This is a genomic window from Rathayibacter sp. Leaf248, from assembly GCF_920939495.1.
In the GTDB taxonomy this organism is placed as follows: domain Bacteria; phylum Actinomycetota; class Actinomycetes; order Actinomycetales; family Microbacteriaceae; genus Rathayibacter; species Rathayibacter caricis.
Genome location: NZ_CAKLAV010000002.1, coordinates 469,183 through 490,520 on the forward strand (window position 1 = coordinate 469,183; position 21,338 = coordinate 490,520).

Genomic DNA, 21,338 nt, shown 5'->3' on the forward strand with positions numbered 1-21,338 from the left:
CACCGCCGTGGCCGCCGGGACGGGAGGGAGGGCGACGATCAGCACGACTCCGGCCCTGTGCCGAGAGGCGCTCCGGCGGAGGAGAACTCTCTGGGAGGAGGCTCGGAGAACGGGAATCCGTACCCCCCGACAAGGGCGAGCGTGTACCTTTCGCGTTCCCGTGACGCGGCTGCACTCCTACTGTGAGGCGACCGCGGGCATCGGCTCCCGGCAGCAGCCGCCAGGAGTAGCAGCGCATGCGTCGTCAGTCCTTCCTCTCGTCCCTCGTCGCCGGGGCGGTCCTCGTCGCCGGCATCGGGCTGAGCGTCGTGGTCGCGCCGACCGCGTCGGCCGCTCCGGTCTTCACCACGGCGTGCTTCACCTCGCCGAAGGTCGAGAGAGCTCTCGACTACACGGTGCCGGCCGGCGTGACCACGGTGCGCGCGATCCTGAGCGGTCAGAACGGCGGCGGCTCCGCTCCGTACTCGGTCAGCGGCATCGGTTTCGTGGGGGACGGGTCGAAGGGCGGGAGCGGCTCGACGCTCGTCGTGGACGTGGCCGTCACGCCGGGACAGGTCCTGCAGATCGGGCGCCTGAAGGGAGCCCCTGCGGGGGCGGCCGGATGGTCGGCCACCGACTGGCAGGGCCGCGGCGGCGTCGGCGGCGACGCGCAGTACCTCTCGACCATCGGGTCCGACGGCTGCCAGCACGGTCTCGCCGTCGCGGGCGCCGGCGGCGGTGGCGGCGGATCGACCGCGCGGGGCGGCGACGCCGACGCCGGCAGCGGTGCCAAGCCCGGCGCGAACGGCGGCACCAATCGCGAGGTCGACGGCGGTGGCGGTGGCGGCGGCGGCGCGAGCTCGGGCGGCAATCCCGGCGCTGCCGGCTACGCCACGATCAACACCTGCAGCAAGGGCAACGCCGGTCAGTGGGGCGTCTTCCTGAACGACGGCAAGGGCGGCGACGTCGGCAAGGTCATCACCACCGGCGCGTACAACTGCGGCGCCTCCAATCTCAGCGGCGGCGGCGGAGGTGCCGGCTGGTGGTACGGCGGCGGCGGAGGCTCGACCTACACGGGGGGCGACGGGCTGAGGCCGGCGAACCATCCGGGAGCCGGCGGCGGCGGGTCGAGCTACGTGCACCCGAGTGTCACCAAGGTCTCGCAGCGAGTCGGCCCGACGTACCCCGACCCGGTGATCGCTCCGGTGTACGACACCGCGACGACCGTGACGACGACGCCGACGTGGTCGACCGCGGGTCAGGAGGTCACGATCACCGCGCGGGTGACGGTGCCGAGTCTGGGCCGACCGGTGCCGGCCGGCGGGATCGTCGAGTTCCGGACGGGTGCCGGCGCCACGCAGGTGCCGGTCGACGCGAACGGCGAGGCCGTGCTGCGTACCCGCGACCTGCCGCAGGGCTGGAACGACGTCCGGGCGGTCTATCCCGACGCCTTCAGCTGGGAGATGGCGACGCGCGGGAGCACCTCGGGAGAGCCCGTCCTGCGGCACGAGGTCCGCGCGTGCGCCCCGGCACCGGTCTTCCGGCAGCAGCCCATCGACGACGTGATCGTGACCGGCCGGCAGCACACCCTCGACGCCTGGTGGGTCACGTCGTCGGTCTACGGCAGCATCCCCGTGATGTCGTGGGAGTCCTCCCGCGACGGCGGAGCGACCTGGCAGGTCGCCGAGGGTGAGGCGACTGTCGGGAGCGCCTCTACCCAGCTGGTCGTCCCGCCGCACACCCGGCCCGAGACGGTCCTGTACCGCGTGAAGGCCACCACCTGCGGCGGTCAGACGATCAGCAACCAGGTGACGGTGACGGTGATGGGAGCCCGCTTCGATCTGTCGACGCTGCCGCCGAAGACGTACGGCGACACGTTCGACATCAGCGGCTACGCGCAGGCGGTCACCCAGCCCGCACGGTCGATCGTCTTCAGCAGCAAGACGGCGGACACCTGCGCGGTGAGCGGCTCGACCGTCACCGTGATCAAGGTGGGGCTCTGCACGATCGGGGCGAAGGTCGATCCGATGACGCCCAACGGGTACCCCGCCGAAGCGCTGCAGAGCTTCACCGCGAAGCCCAAGGCCCTCACCGTGACCGCGAAGTCCTTCGACCATCCGCGCAATTCGCCGGCACCGGCCTTCGGCTGCACGGCGCCCTTCGTCGGGTCCGACACCTGGGTCACTCCGCCCACGCACGGCGTCTTCCGCCAGATCGTCACTCCGACGGACATCATCTACCGCCCGACGTCGAATTGGGCGAGCCTGACGGGCACCTACTCGTACTTCACCACCCGGTGCTACGGAGGGACCGTCGACGCCAACTACACGATCGCCGGGTACAAGGACGGCGCGTTGCGCATCGTCGCCCCGCTGCCCGTCCCGGTGAAGGTCACCGCGGCGTCGCCGACCGTCTCGTACGGCTCCGCTGCTCCCGAGATCACGGCCGCCGTCGGCGCCGGCCTCGTCGGCACTCTCTCGTGCAGCGCGTACGCGACGACCGACACGGCCTTCGCCTCGCCCCTCGCCCTCTCGAGCACGACTCCGGCCGGGCGCTACACGACGCACTGCTCCGGTCTCACGAACCCGACCGGCCCCATCGCCTACGTCGACGGCACCCTCACCGTGACTCCGGCGGTGCTGACGGTGACCGCGTCGAGCCCCGAGACCGGCGCGCACGGCGTCGCGACGGCTCCGACGATCACCTGCACCACCACCGGCTTCCTCGGCTCCGACCGCTTCCTCACCGAGCCGAGAGGCCGCTTCTCGAACGAGGACGGCGTGGTCGTGATCGACGCCACGACGCCCGTCGGCAGCTACGCCATCACGTGCGCCGGAGGCGATGCGGGCTCGAACTACAGCATCACGTCGGTGCCCGGCACCTTCCTCCTCGAGGACCGGAGCGGCCCGGTGGTCGCCGTGCCGGCGACTGTCGTCGCCGAGCCGACGAGCGTGTCCGGCGCCGTCGTCACCTACGCCGCCCCGGCGCGCGACGCGGTCGACGGCCCCGTCGACGGCACCTGTGCTCCCGCCTCCGGAACCGTGTTCCCCATCGGCGACACCACGGTGACCTGCTCCGCCGTCGATGCCGTCGGCAACACCGGAAGGGCCGCCTTCACCGTCTCGGTGAAGAAGATCGAGCAGACCGTCGCGTTCACCTCGCCGCGCCCCGCGAGGCCGGTCGCGCTCGGCAGCTTCACGCCGTCCACGACGGGCGGCGCCTCCGGTCTCCCCGTCGTGATCGGAGCGACCGGCGCCTGCTCGGTGGCGGACGGTGTCGTGACCTTCACCCGGTCCGGCATGTGCACGGTGACGGCGGAGCAGGCGGGGGACGCGCACTACGCCTCCGACGCTGAATCGTTCGACCTCACCGTCGCCAAGGCGACGCAGACCATCACCCCCGTCCTCCCCGCCCGGGGAGTGCTCGGCAGCACGGACGTCGTGTCCGCAACGGCGAGCTCGGGACTGCCGGTGGTGATCAGCACCTTCTTCGGCTGCACGGTCGCACCCGATGGGCAGGGCCGGCAGATCCTGACCTACACCGAGGGCAACACCTGCGCGGTGCAGTTCGATGTCGCGGGCGACGACGTCCACGAGGCCCCGGACTCTCTGGTGCGCTTCATCCTGCTCGACCGGATCCCGCAGGCGATCACGTTCACCTCGACCCCTCCGGCACGCGTCTTCACCGACGACACCTACACCGTGCAGGCGACCGGCGGAGGATCGGGCAACCCGCTGGAGATCTCGATCATCGAGAACGGCAACTGCACGATCGAGTACTCGACAGTGACGTTCTTCGGCGACGGGTACTGCACGGTGAAGGTGGATCAGCGCGGCGACGAGCAGCACAGCGCTGCTCCGCAGGCGCGTCAGGTCATCACCGTCGGGACGCCGGAGGGCAACCTCCGGTTCGGCGGCGAGCCGCCGCGCATCGCGAAGGTGCTCGAGACCTACACCCCGGTGATCGTTCCCGGTCCGTCGTCGGGAGTGCCCGTGCTGTCCGCGAGCGGTGCGTGCTCGCTGATGGCCGACGGGACGACCGTCCGCAACGACAAGGCGGGGCTCTGCCGGATGGCACTCGACCAGCCCGGTGACGGGTACTGGCCCGCGCGCCGTGCCGAGGCGGACATCTCCGTCGTGAAGCTCGAGCAGACCGTGCGGATCACCACGACGCCGCCGGTGAACGCGGCGGTCGGAGGCACCTACACGCCCGCCATCACTGCGGGCGCCTCCGGCACGACCCCGTGGATCATCACCAGCGTCGAGTGCTCGGTGAAGGACGGCGTCGTCACGTTCTCGAAGAAGGGGATCTGCCTGGTCGCCGCCTACCAGAACGGCACCGAGCAGTACGAGAACGCCCGACCCGACACCCAGTCGATCGAGGTCGGCTACGCGCCGGGCTCGGTCGGGATCTCGAGTCCCGTCCCCACAGGGGCGGCGGTCGGAGGATCCGTCACGCCGGTGCTCGTCCGGGGCCCGTCCACCGGGCCGGCGCTGCTCGCGGCATCGGGCGCCTGCTCGCTGGGCGAGAACGGCGTCGTGTCGTACGACTCCGCGGGCACCTGCACCGTCGTCGCCACCCACTACCGCGACGACACCTACGGAACCGCGCGGGCCGTGCAGACCTTCGAGATCGCGAAGCTCCCGCAGATCGTCGTCTTCACGTCGACCGCTCCGGCCACGGCGCTCGTCGACGCGACCTACCGGCCGACCGCTGACGGCCGCGCCTCCGGCAGTGCCGTCGTGATCGGAGCGACCGGGTCGTGCGCGATCGCGGACGGGCTCGTGACCTTCACCGGCGCGGGGACCTGCACGATCACGGCGGACCAGGCGGGGGACGACCGGTACTCGGCGGCTCCGCAGGTGTCGCAGCGCGTCGCGGTCGGTCTCGTGGCGGGGACCGTCGCGTTCGGCGGCGACGCTCCGGCGGACGCCCGGGTCGGCGGATCGTCGACCGTCGCGGTCGTCGCCGGTCCGTCCAGTGCCCCTCCGGTGCTGACGGCGTCCGGTGCGTGCTCGGTCGGACCCTTCCGACTCGTGTCCTACGACGCGGCGGGCACCTGCACGCTCACGCTGAACCAGGCGGGCGACGCGCGCCACGGCGCGGCTCCGGAGGTCGTCCGGTCGTTCGAGATCACGACGACCGCCCAGGTCGTGGCGTTCACCTCGGATGCGCCGACTTCGGCGCTCGCGGGCACCACCTACCGCCCCACGGCGACGGGTGGCGCCTCCGGGCGGCCGGTGCAGCTCGGTGCGACCGGGTCCTGCTCGATCGCGAGCGGAGTCGTGACCTTCACCGGGTCCGGCACCTGCACCGTGACGGCGGACCAGGCGGGTGGAGTCGGATACTCGGCGGCGCCTCAGGTGTCGCAGACGATCGCGGTGGGACTCACGGCGGGCACGGTCGCGTTCGGCGGCACCGCTCCCGTGGGCGCCAAGGTCGGCGGCTCCAGCACTCCGAGGATCGTGGCCGGGCCGTCGAGTGCCCGTCCGGTACTCACGGCGTCGGGCGCGTGCTCGGTGTCGGCGGGAGTCGTCTCCTACGACACCGCGGGCACCTGTGCGCTGACGCTGAACCAGGCGGGCGACGCCCTGCACGGTGCCGCCCCTGAAGCGACCCGCACGTTCGAGATCGCCGCGCTCGCGCAGACGCTGACGTTCACGTCCGACGCTCCGGAGTCGCCCCTCGTGGGCGGCACGTATCGGCCGACCGTCGCGGGTGGCGCGTCGAGCGCGCCCGTGGTGCTCGGAGTGACCGGGTCGTGCGCGATCGCCGACGGAGTCGTCACCTTCACCGGGTCGGGCAGCTGCACGATCACCGCGGACCAGGCGGGCGACGCGCGCTACGCGGCCGCTGCGCAGGTCTCGCAGACCGTCGAGATCGGCGTCTCGGAGGGGACGGTCGCCTTCGGCGGCGTCGCTCCGGCGGATGCCCGCTTCGGCGGGTCGTTCACTCCGGTGATCGTGCGCGGACCCTCCAGCGCTGCGCCGGTCCTCGCCGCGTCGGGAGCCTGCTCGGTCGAGTCGGGCGTCGTGTCCTACGACGCCGTGGGCACCTGTACGCTGACCCTCGATCAGCCGGGTGACGCGGAGCACGGTCCGGCGGATCAGGTCGTGCGGGCGTTCGAGGTCGGGAAGGCCGTTCAGACGGTGGCCTTCACGTCCGAGGCTCCGGCCGCGGCGGTCGCGGGCGGCACGTACACGCCGACGGCGACCGGTGGACCCTCGAGCGAGCCCGTGGTGTTCGGCACCGAGGGCTCCTGCTCGATCGAGGACGGTGTCGTGACGTTCTCCGGGTCCGGCACCTGCACGGTGACCGCCGATCAGGCCGGTGACGACACCCGCGAGGCCGCTCCTCGGGTGTCGCAGACCATCGCGGTCGGTCTGACGGCGGGCACCGTGTCCTTCGGAGGCACGGCTCCCACGGACGCGCGGGTGGGCGGCTCGTCCACTCCCGTGATCGTCCGGGGACCCTCGAGCGCGGATCCCGTGCTCACCGCGTCGGGCGCGTGCTCGACGGCGTCCGGAGTCGTGTCCTACGACTCCGCGGGCACCTGCACGCTGACGGTGGACCAGGCGGGCGATGCCCGTCACGGTGCCGCGCAGGCGGTGCGCACGTTCGAGATCGCGGGGAAGCTTGCGCAGACCGTGGCGTTCACCTCGGCCGCCCCGGCGGCGACGGCCGGAGGCGCCGTGTACGTGCCGACGGTGTCCGCGGGCGGGTCCTCCGCCCCGGTGGTGCTGGGGACGACGACGTCGACGGTCTGCTCCGTGACGGGCGGGACGGTGAAGTTCCTCAAGGCCGGTACCTGCAAGATCACGGCGTCTCAGGCCGGGGACGCGTCCTACGAGGCCGCGCCGCGAGTGACGCAGTCGGTCGCGGTGGCCGCGCCGGTGAAGGTCGTGAAGAAGGCGCAGACGATCGCGTTCACGACGACGATGCCGACCTCACCCGATCGGGGCATCGCGTACCTGGTGGCGGCGACCGCCTCCTCCGGTCTGCCGGTGGCGCTCACGGCCTCGGGCAGCTGCACGCTGGCGCCGACCGGGCCGGGCACCGCGACGGTGACGCTGACGGGGACCTCCTCCTGCACGGTCACGGCCGCGCAGGCCGGCGACTCCGTCTGGTCGGCAGCGCCTGCGGTGAAGCAGACGCTGCAGATGAAGCTGTTCACGCGAGCGGATCTGACGGTGGCGGTCGCTCCGGCAACGGGGCTGTCGGCGACGGCTCCGCTGTCGGTGAAGGTCACGGTGAAGAACGTCGGCACGCGTGACGCTGCGGCGACCACCACCCGCGTCGTCGTCACCGGGACCGTGGCGTCCGCTCCGGGCGCCGTCAAGACAGCCGGATCGGTGGCGGGCACCACGGTGCTCACCTGGAGGACGCCGAGCGTGACGACCGGGAAGAGCCTCGTCTACACGGTCGCGCTCGCGAACCGCCCGGCGTCGACCACCGTCGAGGCCAGGGCGTGGTCCGTGGTGTCGGACCCGACTCCGGGGAACAACATCGTGAAGCGCACCATGAAGTAGGGCGCGAGAGGGGGTGCTGCTGCCGGGCGACCGGCACCGGCACCCCCTCCGTCGTCGGCCGGTGAGGGAACCCCGGACCGTCGAGACGTCCCGCTGCAACGGGCTGTCTCGACGGTTCGGGGTTCCCTCGTGCCCCGTCGGGTTCCGTGGAAGGGTGGGCGCATGACCGCCGAGGGTGTCCGCCGCGTCGACTTCCTCCCGTGGGAGTACGACCCCGACTCCGCCGACGGGGCCGCGCAGGCCGAACGGATGGGCGAGCTGGCCGCGGGGGGAGCCGCGATCGGCGACCGGGTGTTCGTCGCCGCGAGTGCCGCCGTCTTCTGCGACCGGCTGTCGATCGGCGACCGCAGCTACATCGCAGCGCACGCGTACGTCACCGGCGACGTGACGATCGGAGCCGACTGCTCCGTCAATCCGTTCGCCGTGGTCCGCGGTGACGTGCGGATGGGCGCCGGCGTCCGGATCGGTGCGCACACCTCGATCCTGGGCTTCAACCACCTCATGGAGCCGGACGCCCCGGTCTTCACCCAGGGCCTCTCGAGCAGGGGGATCGTGCTCGGCGACGACGTCTGGATCGGCTCGCAGGCGACGATCCTCGACGGAGTGGTCGTCGGCGACCACGTCGTGATCGGCGCCGGCTCGGTGGTGACGAAGAGCGTCCCGGATCACGCGGTGGTGGCGGGGAATCCGGCGCGTGTCCTCCGCGACCGGCGGGCGCCGGCTCGCGACGCCGAGCTGCGGGAGGCGCTCCGGCGCTTCGGGGACACGGCTCGGGCCGAGATCCCGGCCGTGCTGGCGCGCTGCTTCGAGGGCGGCCGCTTCGTCGACCGGCCTGGCACGGCGGCGCCGGCCGTCCGCCCCTGGGCCGACGCCGTCGAGCTCGCCGATCTGCTGCTCGACGCCCCGCCGCCCGGGTTCGACGCCGCGGACCTGATCCGACGGCTGACGGCGAGGCAGGATCCGGCGACGGGGCTGGTCGCCGACGGCGACCTCTCGGATGCCGGTCTCGAGCGGATGCGGACGTCGTCGGAGCCGCTCTCGGACGTGCCGCTCTCGGCGTTCGTCGGGCCGGCGAGCTACCACGTCCTCAGCGTCGGCTACGCGGTGCGGCTGCTCGGCGGGCGGACGCCCCACCCGATCCGCGCCGTCCACGAACTCGCGGGGGCCGACCTGACCGCGGCCCTCGACGCCCGTGACTGGGCCGCCGGCGCCTGGGGATCCGGTGCCGCGGTCGACGCGCTCGCGACGGCGTGCGCCGTGAACGTGCTGGACCACTCCGACGCCTTCGACGACGGGGGAGCCGGGCCCCTCGCCACGCTGCTCGGCTGGGCGGTCGCCCGCGCGGACCCCGCGACGGGTCTGTGGGGGACGGTGCTGCCCGACCCCGAGTCGCCGCGGCTGCAGGCGGTGAACGGCTTCTACCGGCTGACCCGCGGGCTGTTCGCGCAGTTCGGAGTGCCGCTGCCGTATCCGGTCGCGACGATCGACACCGTGCTGCTGCACGCCGCCGACCTGTACCTCTCGACCCCCGCGGGCTGGACGGCGTGCAACGTGCTCGACATCGCGCATCCGCTCCGGCTCGCCGCGCAGCAGACCCCGCACCGCCGCGCCGAGATCGCGGAGTGGGCGCGAGGGGCGCTCGAGCAGGCGCTCGGCCAGTGGGTCCCCGGCGAGGGGATCGCGTTCGCGCCGCGGTCCGACGGCGCGGACGGCGTGCCCGGGCTGCAGGGGACCGAGATGTGGCTCGGGATCGTCTGGCTGCTGGCCGACCTGCTGCAGGCGTCGGACGCGCTCGGCTACCGCATGCGCGGGGTGCACCGGCCCGATCCGCTGGTGGTCCTCCCTCCGGTGGCGCGATCGGGATCGGAGGCGAGCGCGTGAGCGAGACGACGGAGATCCTGCACCGCGACGGCAGCCTCCGCGGCCGCGGCGGCATGCTCGACGGGGAGATGCACGGGTACTGGGAGTGGTTCCGGCTCGACGGCACGCTCCTGCGCAGCGGCACGCTCGACCGGGGGAGGCAGGTCGGAGTGTGGACGACGTACGACCGCTCGGGGGCGCCGTACAAGGAGACGCGGTTCGGGGAGTGAGCTGGGGCTGCAGCACGTCGACCCCCGCGGCCGTCCGCTAGGGTCCGAGGACCGCGAGCGCCCCAGCGCCTCGCACGAGAGGAGCCCCGACGTGCCCGACCTCGAGATCCGACCCGCGCAGACATCCGACGCCGCCACGATCCTCCGGTTCGTCCGCGAGCTCGCCGTGTTCGAGGAGTCCGAGCGCGAGGTCGTCGCGACCGAGCAGTCGATCGAGGCGACCCTCTTCGGCGACTCGTCGACCGCGCACGCCCTCATCTGCCTCGCCGACGACGTCCCGATCGGCTTCGCCGTCTACTTCTTCAACTACTCCACCTGGCAGGGCCGCAACGGCCTCTACCTGGAGGACCTCTACGTCTCTCCCGAGCACCGGGGCGCCGGCGCCGGAACGGCGATCCTCCGGCGCCTCGCCAACCTCGCCCTCGAGAACGACTGCGGCCGGTTCGAGTGGAGCGTGCTGCGGTGGAACACCCCCGCGATCCGCGTCTACGACGGCATCGGCGCGACGCCCAAGACGGAGTGGCTCGGGTACCGGCTCGCCGGCGACGCGCTCGAGGCGTTCGCGCGGGGAGGCGAGCGCTGACGCGTCCCTCGCTACGGCACCGCGCGGGTGACGAAGGCGAGGTCGAGGAACGGCAGATCGTCGCGCGCCAGCACGGCGGTGAGGTGCCGGTCGCCGAGTCCGAGGACGTGTGCGTCGGTATCGAGGCGGACGCCGTCCACGACGCCGCCGTCGATGCGCACCGGGATGCCCCGCTCGACGGCCGCCTCGGTCGCCGCGCCGAGCAGCTCGCCCGGCATCTCCCCGCGCACGCGGGTGTCGCGGAAGCGGTTCATCAGGATGTGGTTCACGTGCTCGACGAGCGTCGTGCCGATCGTCCGCTCCTCGTCGCCGAGGCCGAGGAGGGTGGTCTGCACCGCCTCCCACAGCATCGGGTACCGCATCCGCTCCCGGATCGCCATCAGCCCGTCGGGGAGGGGGAACCGCGGAGGCTCGTCGAGCTGCGCCCGGAGCTCGTCGCTGATCTCTGCCAGGTTGACGGGATCGTCGCGGTCGTCCGGTCGCCTCCACAACCCGTAGGAGATCGCAGCCGAGAGGAAGACCGGGTGCCGCCCCGCTCCGGCGGTGACCGTGCTGACGGCGATCTCCTCGGCGCCGGGCTGCGGCTCGAGCGTGAAGAGCGCGCCGGGGAACCGGGAGGTGACGTCGTCGAGCGACGGCGGAACGGGCAGGTCGTCAGGAGTCGCAGTCGTGTCGACGAACATGCGTCCAGCCTGTTCGCGCGCCGGACGCGGCGCAACGGCTCCCGCCGACGGCGCGCCCCCGCCGCGGAGGACCGGTCAGCGGAGGGGAGAGCCGGCCGACCCGTGTCTCGTCCTTCGGCAGTGGGCGCCGACCGGGGTCTGCGGAGCCGTGAAGGGCCGCTTCGTGTCGTCTCGGTGCTGGCATGCGCGGCGAGTGGTCTCGAATCGGGCTTCGAGGAGCTGCGTGACCCCGCTTCGTGTCGTCTCGGCGCTGCGGTCCGCGGCGATTGGGCGCGAAACGGGCTCGGAGCAGAGCGCGCGACCCGGAACGAGTCCGATCACCGAGGGAGCCGGCCGGACCGCGCACATATACCGATCATCGATGTATGCTCCGAGCATGGCAGGCACCCAGATGCAGGAGCCCACGTTCCTGATCCTCTCCGCCCTCGCAGGCGGACCGCGGCACGGCTATGCGCTCATCGAGGAGGTGGGCGTCCTCTCGCGCGGCTCGGTGCGGCTGCGGGCAGGGACGCTCTACGCGGCACTCGAGCGGCTCGTCGACTCCGGAGCGATCGCTCCCGCCGGTGAGACGGTCGTCGACGGCCGCACGCGGCGGCACTACGCACTGACCGACGACGGAGCGGCGATCCTGGCCGCCGAGGCCGACCGGCTCGAGCGGAACGCGGCGATCGCCCGGACGCGGCTGGCGCGGCGACTCGCGCCCACGACGGTCGGAGGCGTGGCGTGACCGGCGATCTCGAGGCGCGCTACCGCCGCCTCGCCGGGTGGTACCCGAGGTCGTGGCGCGCAGCGAACGAGGACGTCCTGATCGGCACGATGCTCGACATCGCCGAGGCCGAAGGTCGGACCGAGCCGACTCCCGCCGAACGGTGGGACCTCGCTCGCGCCGGAGTCGCCGCCCGCCTCGATGCCGTCGTCCCGGCGCGGGTCCGCGACGCGATCGCCGCCTCCTCCCTCGGGACCGGCGGGGCCTTCGCGCTCGTCTACTTCGTCTTCATCGTCTGGGCACCGTTCCTCCCGGACAGGGCCGTGCACCTCGCCGAGGCCGGCTCCGGGCCCTTCCTGAGCACCGGAGCCGTCACCGCGGTCGCGTTCGCGGCCCTCGTCGTCCTCGCCTGCGCCGGGCACCGGCGGTCGGCGCGGATCGCCGGAGTGCTGACGGTGCTCGCGGCGGTCGGGACCCTCGCAATCGGACGCGTGACTCCGGATCCAGCGTCGGCTGCCGCGACGAACATGCTCGTCCTCGGTCTCCTCGCGGGCCTGAGCCTCCTCGGGGCACCGCGGAGGATCCGGACCGTGCCGCTCGTCGGCGCCGCGTGGCTCGTCGTCCTGGTCGGGGGACTGGCGGTGAACGACCGGCTGCTCGGCATCGGGGAGCGCGAGCTGTGGACCGCGGTCGCGAGCCCCTATTCCGTACCGCCCGCCGCAGCACTCGCGCTGCTCGTCGCCGTCGCACTGCTCGCGGCTGGGCGTCCGGTGCCTGCAGTGGTCACGGCGTCCGGGACGCTGCCGTGGCTCGGGGCGACCGCGCTGCAGGCCGTCGACGCGGCCAATCCCGATCCGGTCGTGCTCCTGCTCCACGTGGTGTGCCTCGCCGCAGCCGCGACGATCAGCGTTCTCACCCTCCGCCGCACGGCGAGGGTCGCCGGCGAGCCCGGCGCAGCGGCGGTCGGCTGACCGCGGTCCCGCTCGTAGGATCGGGGAGGACGCGCGCGCCGCACGTCCCTCCGGCCGCACGTCGTCCCTCGACCAGCGGCCCTCGGACGAGAGGTGCACCGTGGAGGAGACACCCGTCGCCCCGTCGCGCGCCGGGCTCGCCCGGGTCGCCGACGAGGCGGGAGTCTCGATCTCGACGGTCTCGAAGGTGCTGAACGGCCGGTCCGACGTCGCGCCCGGCACCCGCAGCAGAGTCGAGGCGCTCCTGGATGCGCACGACTACCGCCGCCGCGGCGAGGGCTCGCGGTCGACGTACCTCGAGCTCGTCTTCCACGAGATCGAGAGCGCGTGGTCGACGCAGATCATCCAGGGGGTCGAGGCGGTCGCCCGCGAGCACGGCATGAGCGTGGTGCTGACGCTGAGCGGCGACCACCGCTCGCCGGGTCCGGAGTGGGTGACCGGCGTCCTCGCGCGGCGGCCGGCGGGCGTTGTGCTCGTCCTGTCGGGGCTGCCGGAGGAGCAGAAGCGGCGTCTGCGCGCCGCCGGCGTCCCCTTCGCGATCATCGACCCCTCCGGCGACCCCGCCCCCGACGTGCCGTCGGTCGGGTCGGCGAACTGGATGGGCGGGGTGCTCGCGACGCGGCACCTGCTCGACCTCGGGCACACGCGGATCGGAGTGATCACCGGTCCGCCGGACATGATGTGCTCCCGCGCGCGGCTCGACGGGTTCCGGTCCGCGATGGGCTCCGCGGGGGTCGAGGTCGACGAGTCGCTCCTCCGCTTCGGCGATTTCCACGTGCCCGGGGGGCGCGACCACGCGCTCGAGCTCCTGTCGGGCCCGACCCCGCCCACGGCCCTGTTCGCCGGCTCCGATCTGCAGGCCCTGGGTGTTCTCGAGGCGGCCCGGATGCGGGGGCTCCGCGTGCCGGAGGACCTCTCCCTCGTCGGGTACGACGACCTGCCGATCGCGGAGTGGACGTCGCCTCCGCTCACGACGGTGCACCAGCCGCTGCGCCTGATGGGCGAGGAGGCGACCCGACTCGTCGTGCGCCTGCGCGACGGAGATGCGGCGCAGCTGCGGATGGACCTGGCGACGACGCTCGTCGTGCGCGGCTCCACCGCGCGGATCTGATCCGCGACTCCTCGGCGACCACTGCCGTTCGTTGTGACGAGCAACAAACTGTTTCGAAAACAATTGACCCCTCCGAAGGGGGTCGGTTACCGTCCAGTCACCAACAGATTTCGACACTGAGGTCGAAACTTTCGAGAGGTGCTGTTCGATGAAGAACGATCCCATCCGGGACGACGACCGGATCACTCCGGCCACCCCCTGCCGCCTCACGGCGGCCCCCTCCACCCGGCACCGCCGCGGCCTGCTCGCCGGCGCCACCGCGTTCGGCCTGCTCACCGGCGCCCTCGTCCTGCCGTCGGCCCAGGCGGCCGAGACCGCGCCCGCGGTCCTCCTGCAGGAGGACTTCGAGGACGGCGCCTACGACCCGCTCGTGCAGAACGGCGGACCGACGCTGTCGGTGGTCGCCGAGGGCGGCGACCGCGCGCTGCTCGTGCAGGGCCGCGCGAACGACTACGACGGAGTGAAGACGCCGGCGAACCTGCTGCAGCCCGGCGGCTCCTACACGATGTCGGCCCAGGTGCGGCTCGCCGCTCCCGCCGGCACCACGGCCTCCGCGCGCTTCGTCGTCGAGCCGAGCTACTCCTGGGTGGGGAACACGACCGTGACCGCCGACGCGTGGACCACCGTGAGCGGCACCTTCTCGGCTCCGGCCGGCGCCGACCCCGCGACGCTCCGCGCCTACCTCGGCACGAGCGCGCTCGCAGGCCCCTACGACTACCTCCTGGACGACATCGTGATCACCGGCACCGCGGCTCCCGCGCCCGTCACCTGGCAGCCCACCCCCGACGCCTCGTTCGTGCCGGGAGGAGCGACCGCCGCCACCACGACGCCGGTCACCGCCGCGCGCGGCACCGGGAACCGGGTGGCGCTCACCTTCGACGACGGCCCCAACCCGGGCGAGACCACCGCGATCCTCGACCTCCTGAAGGCGCAGGGCATCCGCGCCACCTTCTGCATCATCGGGCAGAACGTCCAGCAGGCAGGCGGAGCGGAGCTGCTGCGGCGGATCGTCGCCGAGGGCCACACCCTCTGCAACCACGGCACCTCCTACGCCGACATGGGCTCGTGGACGCAGGCGCAGGTCGAGACCGACCTCAAGGCCAACCTCCGCATCATCCGCGAGGCCGTGGGCGACCCGGCGCTCGCCGTGCCGTACTTCCGCGCTTCCAACGGCAGCTGGGGCGCCACCGGCGCGGTGGCCGCGGCGCTCGGGATGCAGCCGCTCGGGCTGGGCTCGACCATCTCGGACTGGGACGGCAACGACCTCAGCGAGGCGACGCTGACCGCGAACCTCCGCGCCGCCTTCACTCCGGGTGCGATCGTCCTCGCCCACGACGGCGGAGGCGACCGCAGCAGCACGGTGAAGGCGGTCACGACCGTGGTCACCGAGAAGGCCGCCGAGGGCTGGGAGTTCGTGCTGCCCCAGGGCGGTGCGACGGCTGCGGTGCAGCCGGGCGTCTCCTCCGACTTCGAGGGCGACCTCGACGGCTGGGCGGCCCGCGGCGACGGCGTGCAGGTCGCGGCGAGCACCGACGCGCGGACCGGATCCGGTGCGATGCTCGTCACGAACCGCACGCAGCCGTGGCACGGCGCGACGCTCGACGTCACCGAGGGCCTGCCCGTGGGCACGGCCGTCGGCGTCTCGGTCTGGGCGAAGCTCGCTCCGGGCGAGTCGCCCGCGGGGCTGAAGATCTCGGTGCAGCGCGACAACGGCGGCGGCAGCGCCTACGAGGGCGTCGCCGGAGCCGGCGCGCAGATCACGGCCGACGGCTGGGTCCGCATGAGCGGCACCTACACCCTCGCGGCGGCGGCCGACCGGGTGCAGATCTACGTCGAGGGCCCGGTGGGTGTCGACTTCCTGCTCGACGACTTCGTCCTCGAGCCGATCGTCGAGAAGCCCATCCAGACCGACGTGCCCGCGCTGAAGGACGTGCTGGGCGCCGCCGGGATCGAGCACGTGGGAGTCGCCATCGACGCCCGCGAGACGGTCGGCACCGCCGCGGACCTCCTCCGCAAGCACTACAACGCGTTCACGCCCGAGAACGCCGGCAAGCCCGAGAGCGTGCAGCCCGTGGAAGGGCAGTTCGCCTTCACGCAGCTCGACCAGCTGCTCGACTTCGCCGACGCCGAGGGCATCGAGGTGTACGGGCACGTGCTGGCCTGGCACTCGCAGACCCCGGCGTGGTTCTTCCTCGACGGAGACCGGCCGCTGACGAGCAGCCCCGCCGACCAGGCGCTGCTGAAGTCCCGGATGCGGGCGCACATCGCCGGCATCGCCGCGCACATCGACGCCCGCTACCCCGACGGCGACAGCCCGATCTGGGCGTGGGACGTCGTGAACGAGGTCATCGCGGACGGCGACACCGCGAATCCGCACGACATGCGCGACAGCCGCTGGTTCCAGGTGCTGGGCGAGGGCTTCGTCGACGAGGCGTTCCGTCTCGCCGACCAGTACTTCCCGGACGCCGAGCTGTTCATCAACGACTACAACACCGAGATGCCCGAGAAGCGCGCGGACTACGTGGAGCTCATCGCGGCCCTGCAGGCCCGCGGGGTGCCGATCGACGGAGTGGGCCACCAGGCCCACGTGGACGTCGCCCGGCCGGTGCAGTGGCTCGAGGACTCGATCGAGGCGGTCGAGAAGCTCGATCCCACGCTGCTCCAGGCGATCACCGAGCTCGACGTGAACGCGTCGACCGAGAACCAGGGCGCCGACGTCAGCGGCGCCCCGGTCGACCCGTACAGCCCGGCGTTCGAGAACGACGAGGACGCGGCGGCCGAGGTGGGCTACTACTACCGCGACCTGTTCGCGATGCTCCGCGAGCACGACTCCTCGATCGAGTCGGTCACCTTCTGGGGCATCAGCAACGCCCGCACCTGGCTGCGGACGTGGCCGATGGCCCGCCCGTGGGAGCAGCCGCTGCCGTTCGACGACGACCTGCAGGTCGCGCCGGCCTACTGGGGGATCGTCGACCCGACGAAGCTGCCCGCCCGCCCGGCCGACGTGCTCGCTCCGCGCATCGCCGACGTGCCGGACGTGCACGCCGTGTCGAACGGGGCGTCCGGAGTGAAGCTGTCGTACACGCCGCCCTCGGCGATCGACACCCGCGACGGAGCGGTCCGCCTGGTCTGCAGCCCGCCCAGCGGCAGCCGCTTCTCGATCGGCACCACGACCGTGACCTGCACGGCGAAGGACGCGGCCGGCAACACCCGGACGAGCAGCTTCGACGTGATCGTCACGAGGAAGGTGCCGGGCAAGCACTGATCCGCCTCGCCGGCGCCGCCCCCGTTCCCCGCTCGCCGCGGGGGCCGGGGGCGGTGCCGTGCCCGTGCCATGCTGGCCGGAGGCGTCGGCCCGCAGGGCCGAGACGGGGGAGTGATCCGGATGAAGCGCATCAGAGAGATCCTGAGCAGGCTGCTGAGTCGCAGGCGCCCTCCGCTGCCACCGGACCCGTTCGGCGAGCCCGGCGGACCCGTCGGGACGAAGCGGACTCCGGACTCGGTCGCCCTCAGCCAGCTTCCGATCAACCAGGTCCGCGCGAACCTCTGAGGATCATCGGGTTCCGCGGCCGCGTCACGTCGGAGGACCGTCGCCGTCGAGTCCCGTCGACTCCACGCGCGCAGCGCCGGCCGCTCAGAGCAGCGGATGAACGTCGAAGTGCCTCAGGGTCAGCGGGCGGACGAGCAGCTCGTCCTCGCCCGGGAACGTGACCGGACTCGTCCGCCAGTCGGCGCCGGCATAGTCCACCAGCGCGTCCTCATCAGCCCAGGTGCTCGTGTACTGCACGCGCCGCTCGTCCCGCTGATCGACGAGGATCTCGTGGCGGACGAGGCCCTCGAAACGGGCGGGGAAATCGGCGACCAAGGCGCTGAGCAGCGCCATGAACTCCACCTCGCGGCCCTCGCGGACCTCTGCTTCGGACACTCTCACGATCATGAGCCGACGCTAACGCGGGTGGCTCCACCGAGAGACGCCCTCGCGGTCACCCGCCACGCACATTCAGCCAGGTTCGGAGGATGCGGACGAGGTCGTCTCCGGGTGCCGGGCACTCGCGCCGGAGCTCCTCCGCGCGAGGATCGCCCCGTGGGGACGGGGCCCCGGCGTCTGCCCCGTGCGGGTGTGCGTCTCGAGGATGTTGAAGCCGGCTGCGCGCAGCTTGTCCGCGAGTGCCTCCGGCGGCCATCGGTACGCCGTGGTGATCGCGTGTTCGAACGCCTCCACCTCGGAGCCGGTGAAGAACCCCACGAGGAGCGTCCCGCCCGGCCGGAGGACGCGCGCGAATTCAGCCAGCGCGCGCGGCAGGGCGCTCGGCTGGTGGTGGATCAGCGAGTACCAGGCGAGCACTCCGCCCAGGCTGCCGTCCCCCTCCTCCAGAGCGTCGAGGTCGCCGACGGCGAAGGACACCTCCGGGTGCGCCCGTCGAGCGAGCTCGACGAAGGCCGGCACGCGGTCGACCCCGCTGGCGTCCAGGCCCAGCCCAGCGAGGTGAGCCGTCCACTGCCCGGGGCCGCATCCGGCGTCGAGCAGGCGTCCCTCCACGCTCCGCGCCCACGACGAGACGAGGCGTTCGTCCGAGGGGTGCACCGAGGACATCGAGCCGAAGAGCTCGGCGTACTCGTCGGCTCGAGCGGAGTAGGACGCGACGACGTCGGCGCTCGACGACGCGCACGCCTCGGTGAGCAGGCGGATCGCCTTCGGCCCGACTCCGTGCAGCGTCGCCAGTTGCGCAAGCTCGCGGCCGCGGAGGTCCTCGAGCGTGCGGACTCCGACGGCCGCGAGCGCTCGGGTCGCGGGGGCGCCGATCGCGGGAAGCGCGGTCATGTCGCGGCTCCGTTCTCGTCGGCGCCCCACCGTCCGAGCGCGGCGATCGGCTCGCGCAGGGCGAGCCCGCGGTCGGTCAGCGCGTAGGCGCGGGTGTTGTGGCGGAGGGGCAGCCGGGTCAGCACGCCCGCCGCCTCCAGCTCGCGCAGTCGGGTCGCCAAGATGTTCGTCGGCACGCCGAGGTCGCGCTGCAGGTCGCCGTAGCGCTGCGGCCCGTCGAGCAGCCGCTCCACGATGAGCAGGGCCCACCGGGCGCCGACGACCTCGAGAGCCGCGGAGAGATCGCTCACTCCGCCGGATCGGCGTCCGGCTTCATCCAGAACGGCGAGTAGTGGTAGCCGTCGACGTCGTCGAACTGGCGCTGGTACATGAAGGGGTAGTCGTCGGTGTCGCCGACCCGCCCGCCCGCGGCGGCGGCCCGCTCGACCAGCTCGTCGACCGCCTCGCGGCTGGGGAGGTCGAACGACACCGTGACCTTCGACGGCGTTCCGGGCCCGCCGATCAGGTCCTCGGTGCCGCCGATGCCCGCGTACATCTCGCGGCTGCCGAGCATCACGTACTGCTCGGGCGCGATCGCGAAGCACGACACGTTGTGGTCGGACATGTCCGTGTTCAGGGTCCAGCCGAGGGCCGTGTAGAAGGCGGTCGCGCGCTCGACGCTGTCGACCGGGCAGGTGATGAAGAGGCTCATGCGAGCCATGCTTGCAAAATGCAAGCGCGAGGGCAAGAGGCGCGGCGGTCTCTCCGAAGCCGCCCTCACACCCTCCGCCAGCGGTCGTCGCCCATCGGGCGCACCCACTGCTGGCGCGGGGCGTCCGCTTCGCGCGCGCTGTCGGTCAGCCGGAGCGTGCTGTCGGGCGCCCAGCCGGCGATGACCGAGCCGTAGTCGTCGCCGACGGGGATCAGTCGCGTCGCCGCGGAGAGGTAGCCGAAGGTCGTGAGGTGCACGGCGTCCCAGTCGGCCGCAACGCGCTGCCAGTCGGGGATCAGCCAGCGTCCCTCCCATCCGGTGACGCGGTACCAGTCGTGCCGGCGGGAGGCGGTGACCTCCGCGGGGTGGGTGCGGCAGAGGTCGGCCCAGTCGGCCGCCGAGCCGATCTCGAGGGTGCGTCCGCCGCCGACCACCGGGATCACGGTGGCCGCGTCGAGCCCCGCGGAGTCCTCGACCAGCTCGAGCAGATCCTCGATCCGCGACTGCGTCTGCAGCAGACGGAGGGGGAGGGACCACCAGGTGCCCGAGAAGCGGGCCTGCGGGTCGGTCGGCCGCTCCCGTTCCTCGTCGGCACGTAGGTCCGTCGCCCACTCCTCCAGGAGTGCCGCGGCGCCGACGGGCAGGGGCCGCCCGGAGTCGGGGCGCCAGTCGACCGCCCACTGCTCCGACCCGCGGGGCCGCGTCCACTCCGCGGCGACCGGTGAGGCGAGCACGTCCTCGGCGACCCGGACGAGTGCCGAGCGGACCGCCGGCAGCGACGCGAGCACGTCCTGCCCGTCCGGCTCCTGCCAGTACCACGCGGAGTCGACACTCGCGCAGAGCCCCTCGCGGAGGACGTCGTCGGGGACGGCGTCACCCGGAAGAGCGTCGATCGCGGCGGCGACCTCCTCCGGCCCCGGATCGGGGGCCTCGGATTCACCCGAGTCGCCGTCGGAGGCGGTGAACCGGACACTGGTCCCCTGGTCGAAGGCGAGACAGGCGAGGAACGCGGCCGTCCTCACGGCCGGGTCCGCTCTCATCGCCACCTCCAGGCAGAGCCGTCGGCCCCGCGGGCCGCTCAGGAGGGTGTCCACCGCGTCGTCCATGGAGCCACTATGACCGTCCCCGCAGCGCGCCGCGCCGGTCGGGGCGGCACGATCGTCCTCCCCGCGATCCCTCGGCCGCCGTGCTCGCCGACCCGCCATCACCGACGGTGATCAGTCGGGGCTGTCCGCGTTGATGTTCGACAGGGTGCTCAGGACAGCGTCCTGGTCGGCTGTGGAGAGGCCGGTGCCGCGGAAGTCGACGACGAGGGGATCGATCTGATGGACGGACCCGCCCGCTCCGTCCACGTAGTCACCGGCGGAGGATGCGGAGTCGAACTTCAGGACCACGAGATCCTCGGAAGCGACCGCCTGGAGGCAGCCGACCAGGCCTGCGCAGACCTCGTCGCTCACGACCTCGAGGCCGCTCAGCGGCTCCCACTCCGTCCAGCGGTCGTCGGCGAACTCCTCGACGTCGATCTGCTGGCGGGAGTACTCGTTGCCCAGGACCGCGCAGCCGCCGAGCGCTGCGGCGAGGAGGACCAGTGCCGCGGCGCCTCCGGAGCGACGGAGTCCGGTCGTGGATCGGGTGCGTGCGGTGCTCGTCGGCATGCACCGATCGTGCCAGGTGGGTCGAGATCCGGCCTCGCCCGCCGGGAGGAGACCCCGTGAGCGGCCCGGCCGCGTCAGGTCCGCCGCTCCAGCAGGTGCACGACGACCTCGTCGCCCAGGTCCTTGCCGAGCGCCTTCCGCAGCTTCGCGCTGATCGAGAGCATGTGCCCGCCGGCGCCGGTGGGCAGCAGACCGGCCGCCACCGGCTCGCCGTCGACGGTCGCGCGGATCTTCACCGCCTTGCCGGTGCCGAACAGCTCCACCGAGCCGGGCACCTCCACGCACGACCAGAGCTCGCCCTTCACGGTGACGCCGATCGGCGCGGTGAAGGCGACGTCCAGGGGACCGGGGCTGGTGCTCATCGGGGGCTCCTCGTAGCGCGGCGGTGCGGTGCTCGCGTCCGAGCGTAGCCAGCGGAGGGGGCGCGGTCGGCTGAAGCGCGGGGCGGGGAGGGGAGGAGGCAGATGTTCGGGGGGACGTGGGTCTCGATACGCCCCTTCGGGGCTACTCGACCAGCA

17 protein-coding genes are annotated in these 21,338 nt (G+C 72.8%); 9 read left to right on the plus strand and 8 right to left on the minus strand.

The genetic code is table 11. The features are described 5' to 3' along the window. Window positions 1–236: 236 nt before the first annotated feature. From LRG51_RS15270 to LRG51_RS15285, 4 genes are all read left to right on the plus strand, one after another. Complete coding sequence (locus LRG51_RS15270; protein ID WP_230673457.1) at window positions 237–7,508, plus strand: MBG domain-containing protein; 7,272 nt, start codon at window positions 237–239, stop codon at window positions 7,506–7,508. Window positions 7,509–7,670: 162 nt separating this feature from the next. Next, on the plus strand, window positions 7,671–9,389 hold the full coding sequence (locus tag LRG51_RS15275) for an acyltransferase (protein WP_230673459.1): 1,719 nt from the start codon (window positions 7,671–7,673) through the stop codon (window positions 9,387–9,389). Continuing rightward, window positions 9,386–9,598: a toxin-antitoxin system YwqK family antitoxin gene (locus LRG51_RS15280; RefSeq protein ID WP_055790703.1), complete on the plus strand. Its 213-nt coding sequence runs from the start codon at window positions 9,386–9,388 to the stop codon at window positions 9,596–9,598. Before LRG51_RS15275 ends, LRG51_RS15280 begins: the two co-directional genes overlap by 4 nt. A 91-nt stretch (window positions 9,599–9,689) precedes the next feature. Then, complete coding sequence (locus LRG51_RS15285) at window positions 9,690–10,181, plus strand: GNAT family N-acetyltransferase (protein ID WP_055791558.1); 492 nt, start codon at window positions 9,690–9,692, stop codon at window positions 10,179–10,181. 11 nt (window positions 10,182–10,192) lie between these two features. Here LRG51_RS15285 and LRG51_RS15290 read toward each other — a convergent pair whose 3' ends face one another. Beyond that, complete coding sequence (locus tag LRG51_RS15290; protein WP_055790708.1) at window positions 10,193–10,864, minus strand: hypothetical protein; 672 nt, start codon at window positions 10,862–10,864, stop codon at window positions 10,193–10,195. 376 nt (window positions 10,865–11,240) lie between these two features. On the opposite strand from LRG51_RS15290, the gene LRG51_RS15295 reads away from it, so the two are divergent. From LRG51_RS15295 to LRG51_RS15315, 5 genes are all read left to right on the plus strand, one after another. Next, entirely contained in the window at window positions 11,241–11,591 is a 351-nt protein-coding gene (locus LRG51_RS15295; protein WP_055790711.1) for a PadR family transcriptional regulator, read from the plus strand. Beyond that, a complete protein-coding gene (locus LRG51_RS15300; RefSeq protein WP_230673461.1) occupies window positions 11,588–12,541 on the plus strand; it encodes a hypothetical protein in 954 nt (317 codons plus the stop codon). Before LRG51_RS15295 ends, LRG51_RS15300 begins: the two co-directional genes overlap by 4 nt. A 100-nt stretch (window positions 12,542–12,641) precedes the next feature. Further along, a complete protein-coding gene (locus LRG51_RS15305; RefSeq protein WP_230673463.1) occupies window positions 12,642–13,652 on the plus strand; it encodes a LacI family DNA-binding transcriptional regulator in 1,011 nt (336 codons plus the stop codon). Between the two features lie 148 nt (window positions 13,653–13,800). Beyond that, the gene (locus LRG51_RS15310; RefSeq protein ID WP_230673465.1) at window positions 13,801–16,917 is read left to right on the plus strand and encodes an endo-1,4-beta-xylanase; all 3,117 of its coding nucleotides are present in this window, start codon (window positions 13,801–13,803) and stop codon (window positions 16,915–16,917) included. 120 nt (window positions 16,918–17,037) lie between these two features. Next, on the plus strand, window positions 17,038–17,202 hold the full coding sequence (locus tag LRG51_RS15315; protein ID WP_157603140.1) for a hypothetical protein: 165 nt from the start codon (window positions 17,038–17,040) through the stop codon (window positions 17,200–17,202). Window positions 17,203–17,286: 84 nt separating this feature from the next. On the opposite strand, the gene LRG51_RS15320 is transcribed toward LRG51_RS15315, so the two are convergent. From LRG51_RS15320 to LRG51_RS15350, 7 genes are all read right to left on the minus strand, one after another. Further along, window positions 17,287–17,589 carry a putative quinol monooxygenase gene (locus LRG51_RS15320; protein WP_055790721.1) on the minus strand — a complete coding sequence of 101 codons (303 nt, stop codon included), beginning with the start codon at window positions 17,587–17,589 and terminating at the stop codon, window positions 17,287–17,289. Window positions 17,590–17,652: 63 nt separating this feature from the next. After that, entirely contained in the window at window positions 17,653–18,474 is an 822-nt protein-coding gene (locus LRG51_RS15325; RefSeq protein WP_329958742.1) for a methyltransferase domain-containing protein, read from the minus strand. Continuing rightward, window positions 18,471–18,764 (minus strand): winged helix-turn-helix transcriptional regulator, encoded by a 294-nt coding sequence (locus tag LRG51_RS15330; protein ID WP_230673467.1) that lies wholly within the window; start codon window positions 18,762–18,764, stop codon window positions 18,471–18,473. The genes LRG51_RS15325 and LRG51_RS15330 overlap by 4 nt, the downstream gene beginning before the upstream one ends. Then, complete coding sequence (locus LRG51_RS15335; protein WP_230673469.1) at window positions 18,761–19,165, minus strand: VOC family protein; 405 nt, start codon at window positions 19,163–19,165, stop codon at window positions 18,761–18,763. Before LRG51_RS15335 ends, LRG51_RS15330 begins: the two co-directional genes overlap by 4 nt. A gap of 65 nt (window positions 19,166–19,230) precedes the next feature. Then, window positions 19,231–20,271 (minus strand): hypothetical protein, encoded by a 1,041-nt coding sequence (locus LRG51_RS15340; protein ID WP_230673471.1) that lies wholly within the window; start codon window positions 20,269–20,271, stop codon window positions 19,231–19,233. Between the two features lie 111 nt (window positions 20,272–20,382). After that, window positions 20,383–20,820: a hypothetical protein gene (locus tag LRG51_RS15345; protein ID WP_230673473.1), complete on the minus strand. Its 438-nt coding sequence runs from the start codon at window positions 20,818–20,820 to the stop codon at window positions 20,383–20,385. A 74-nt stretch (window positions 20,821–20,894) separates the two neighbouring features. After that, window positions 20,895–21,182, minus strand: coding sequence for a DUF1905 domain-containing protein (locus tag LRG51_RS15350; RefSeq protein ID WP_230673475.1), 288 nt, complete (start codon window positions 21,180–21,182; stop codon window positions 20,895–20,897). Between the last annotated feature and the right edge of the window lie 156 nt (window positions 21,183–21,338).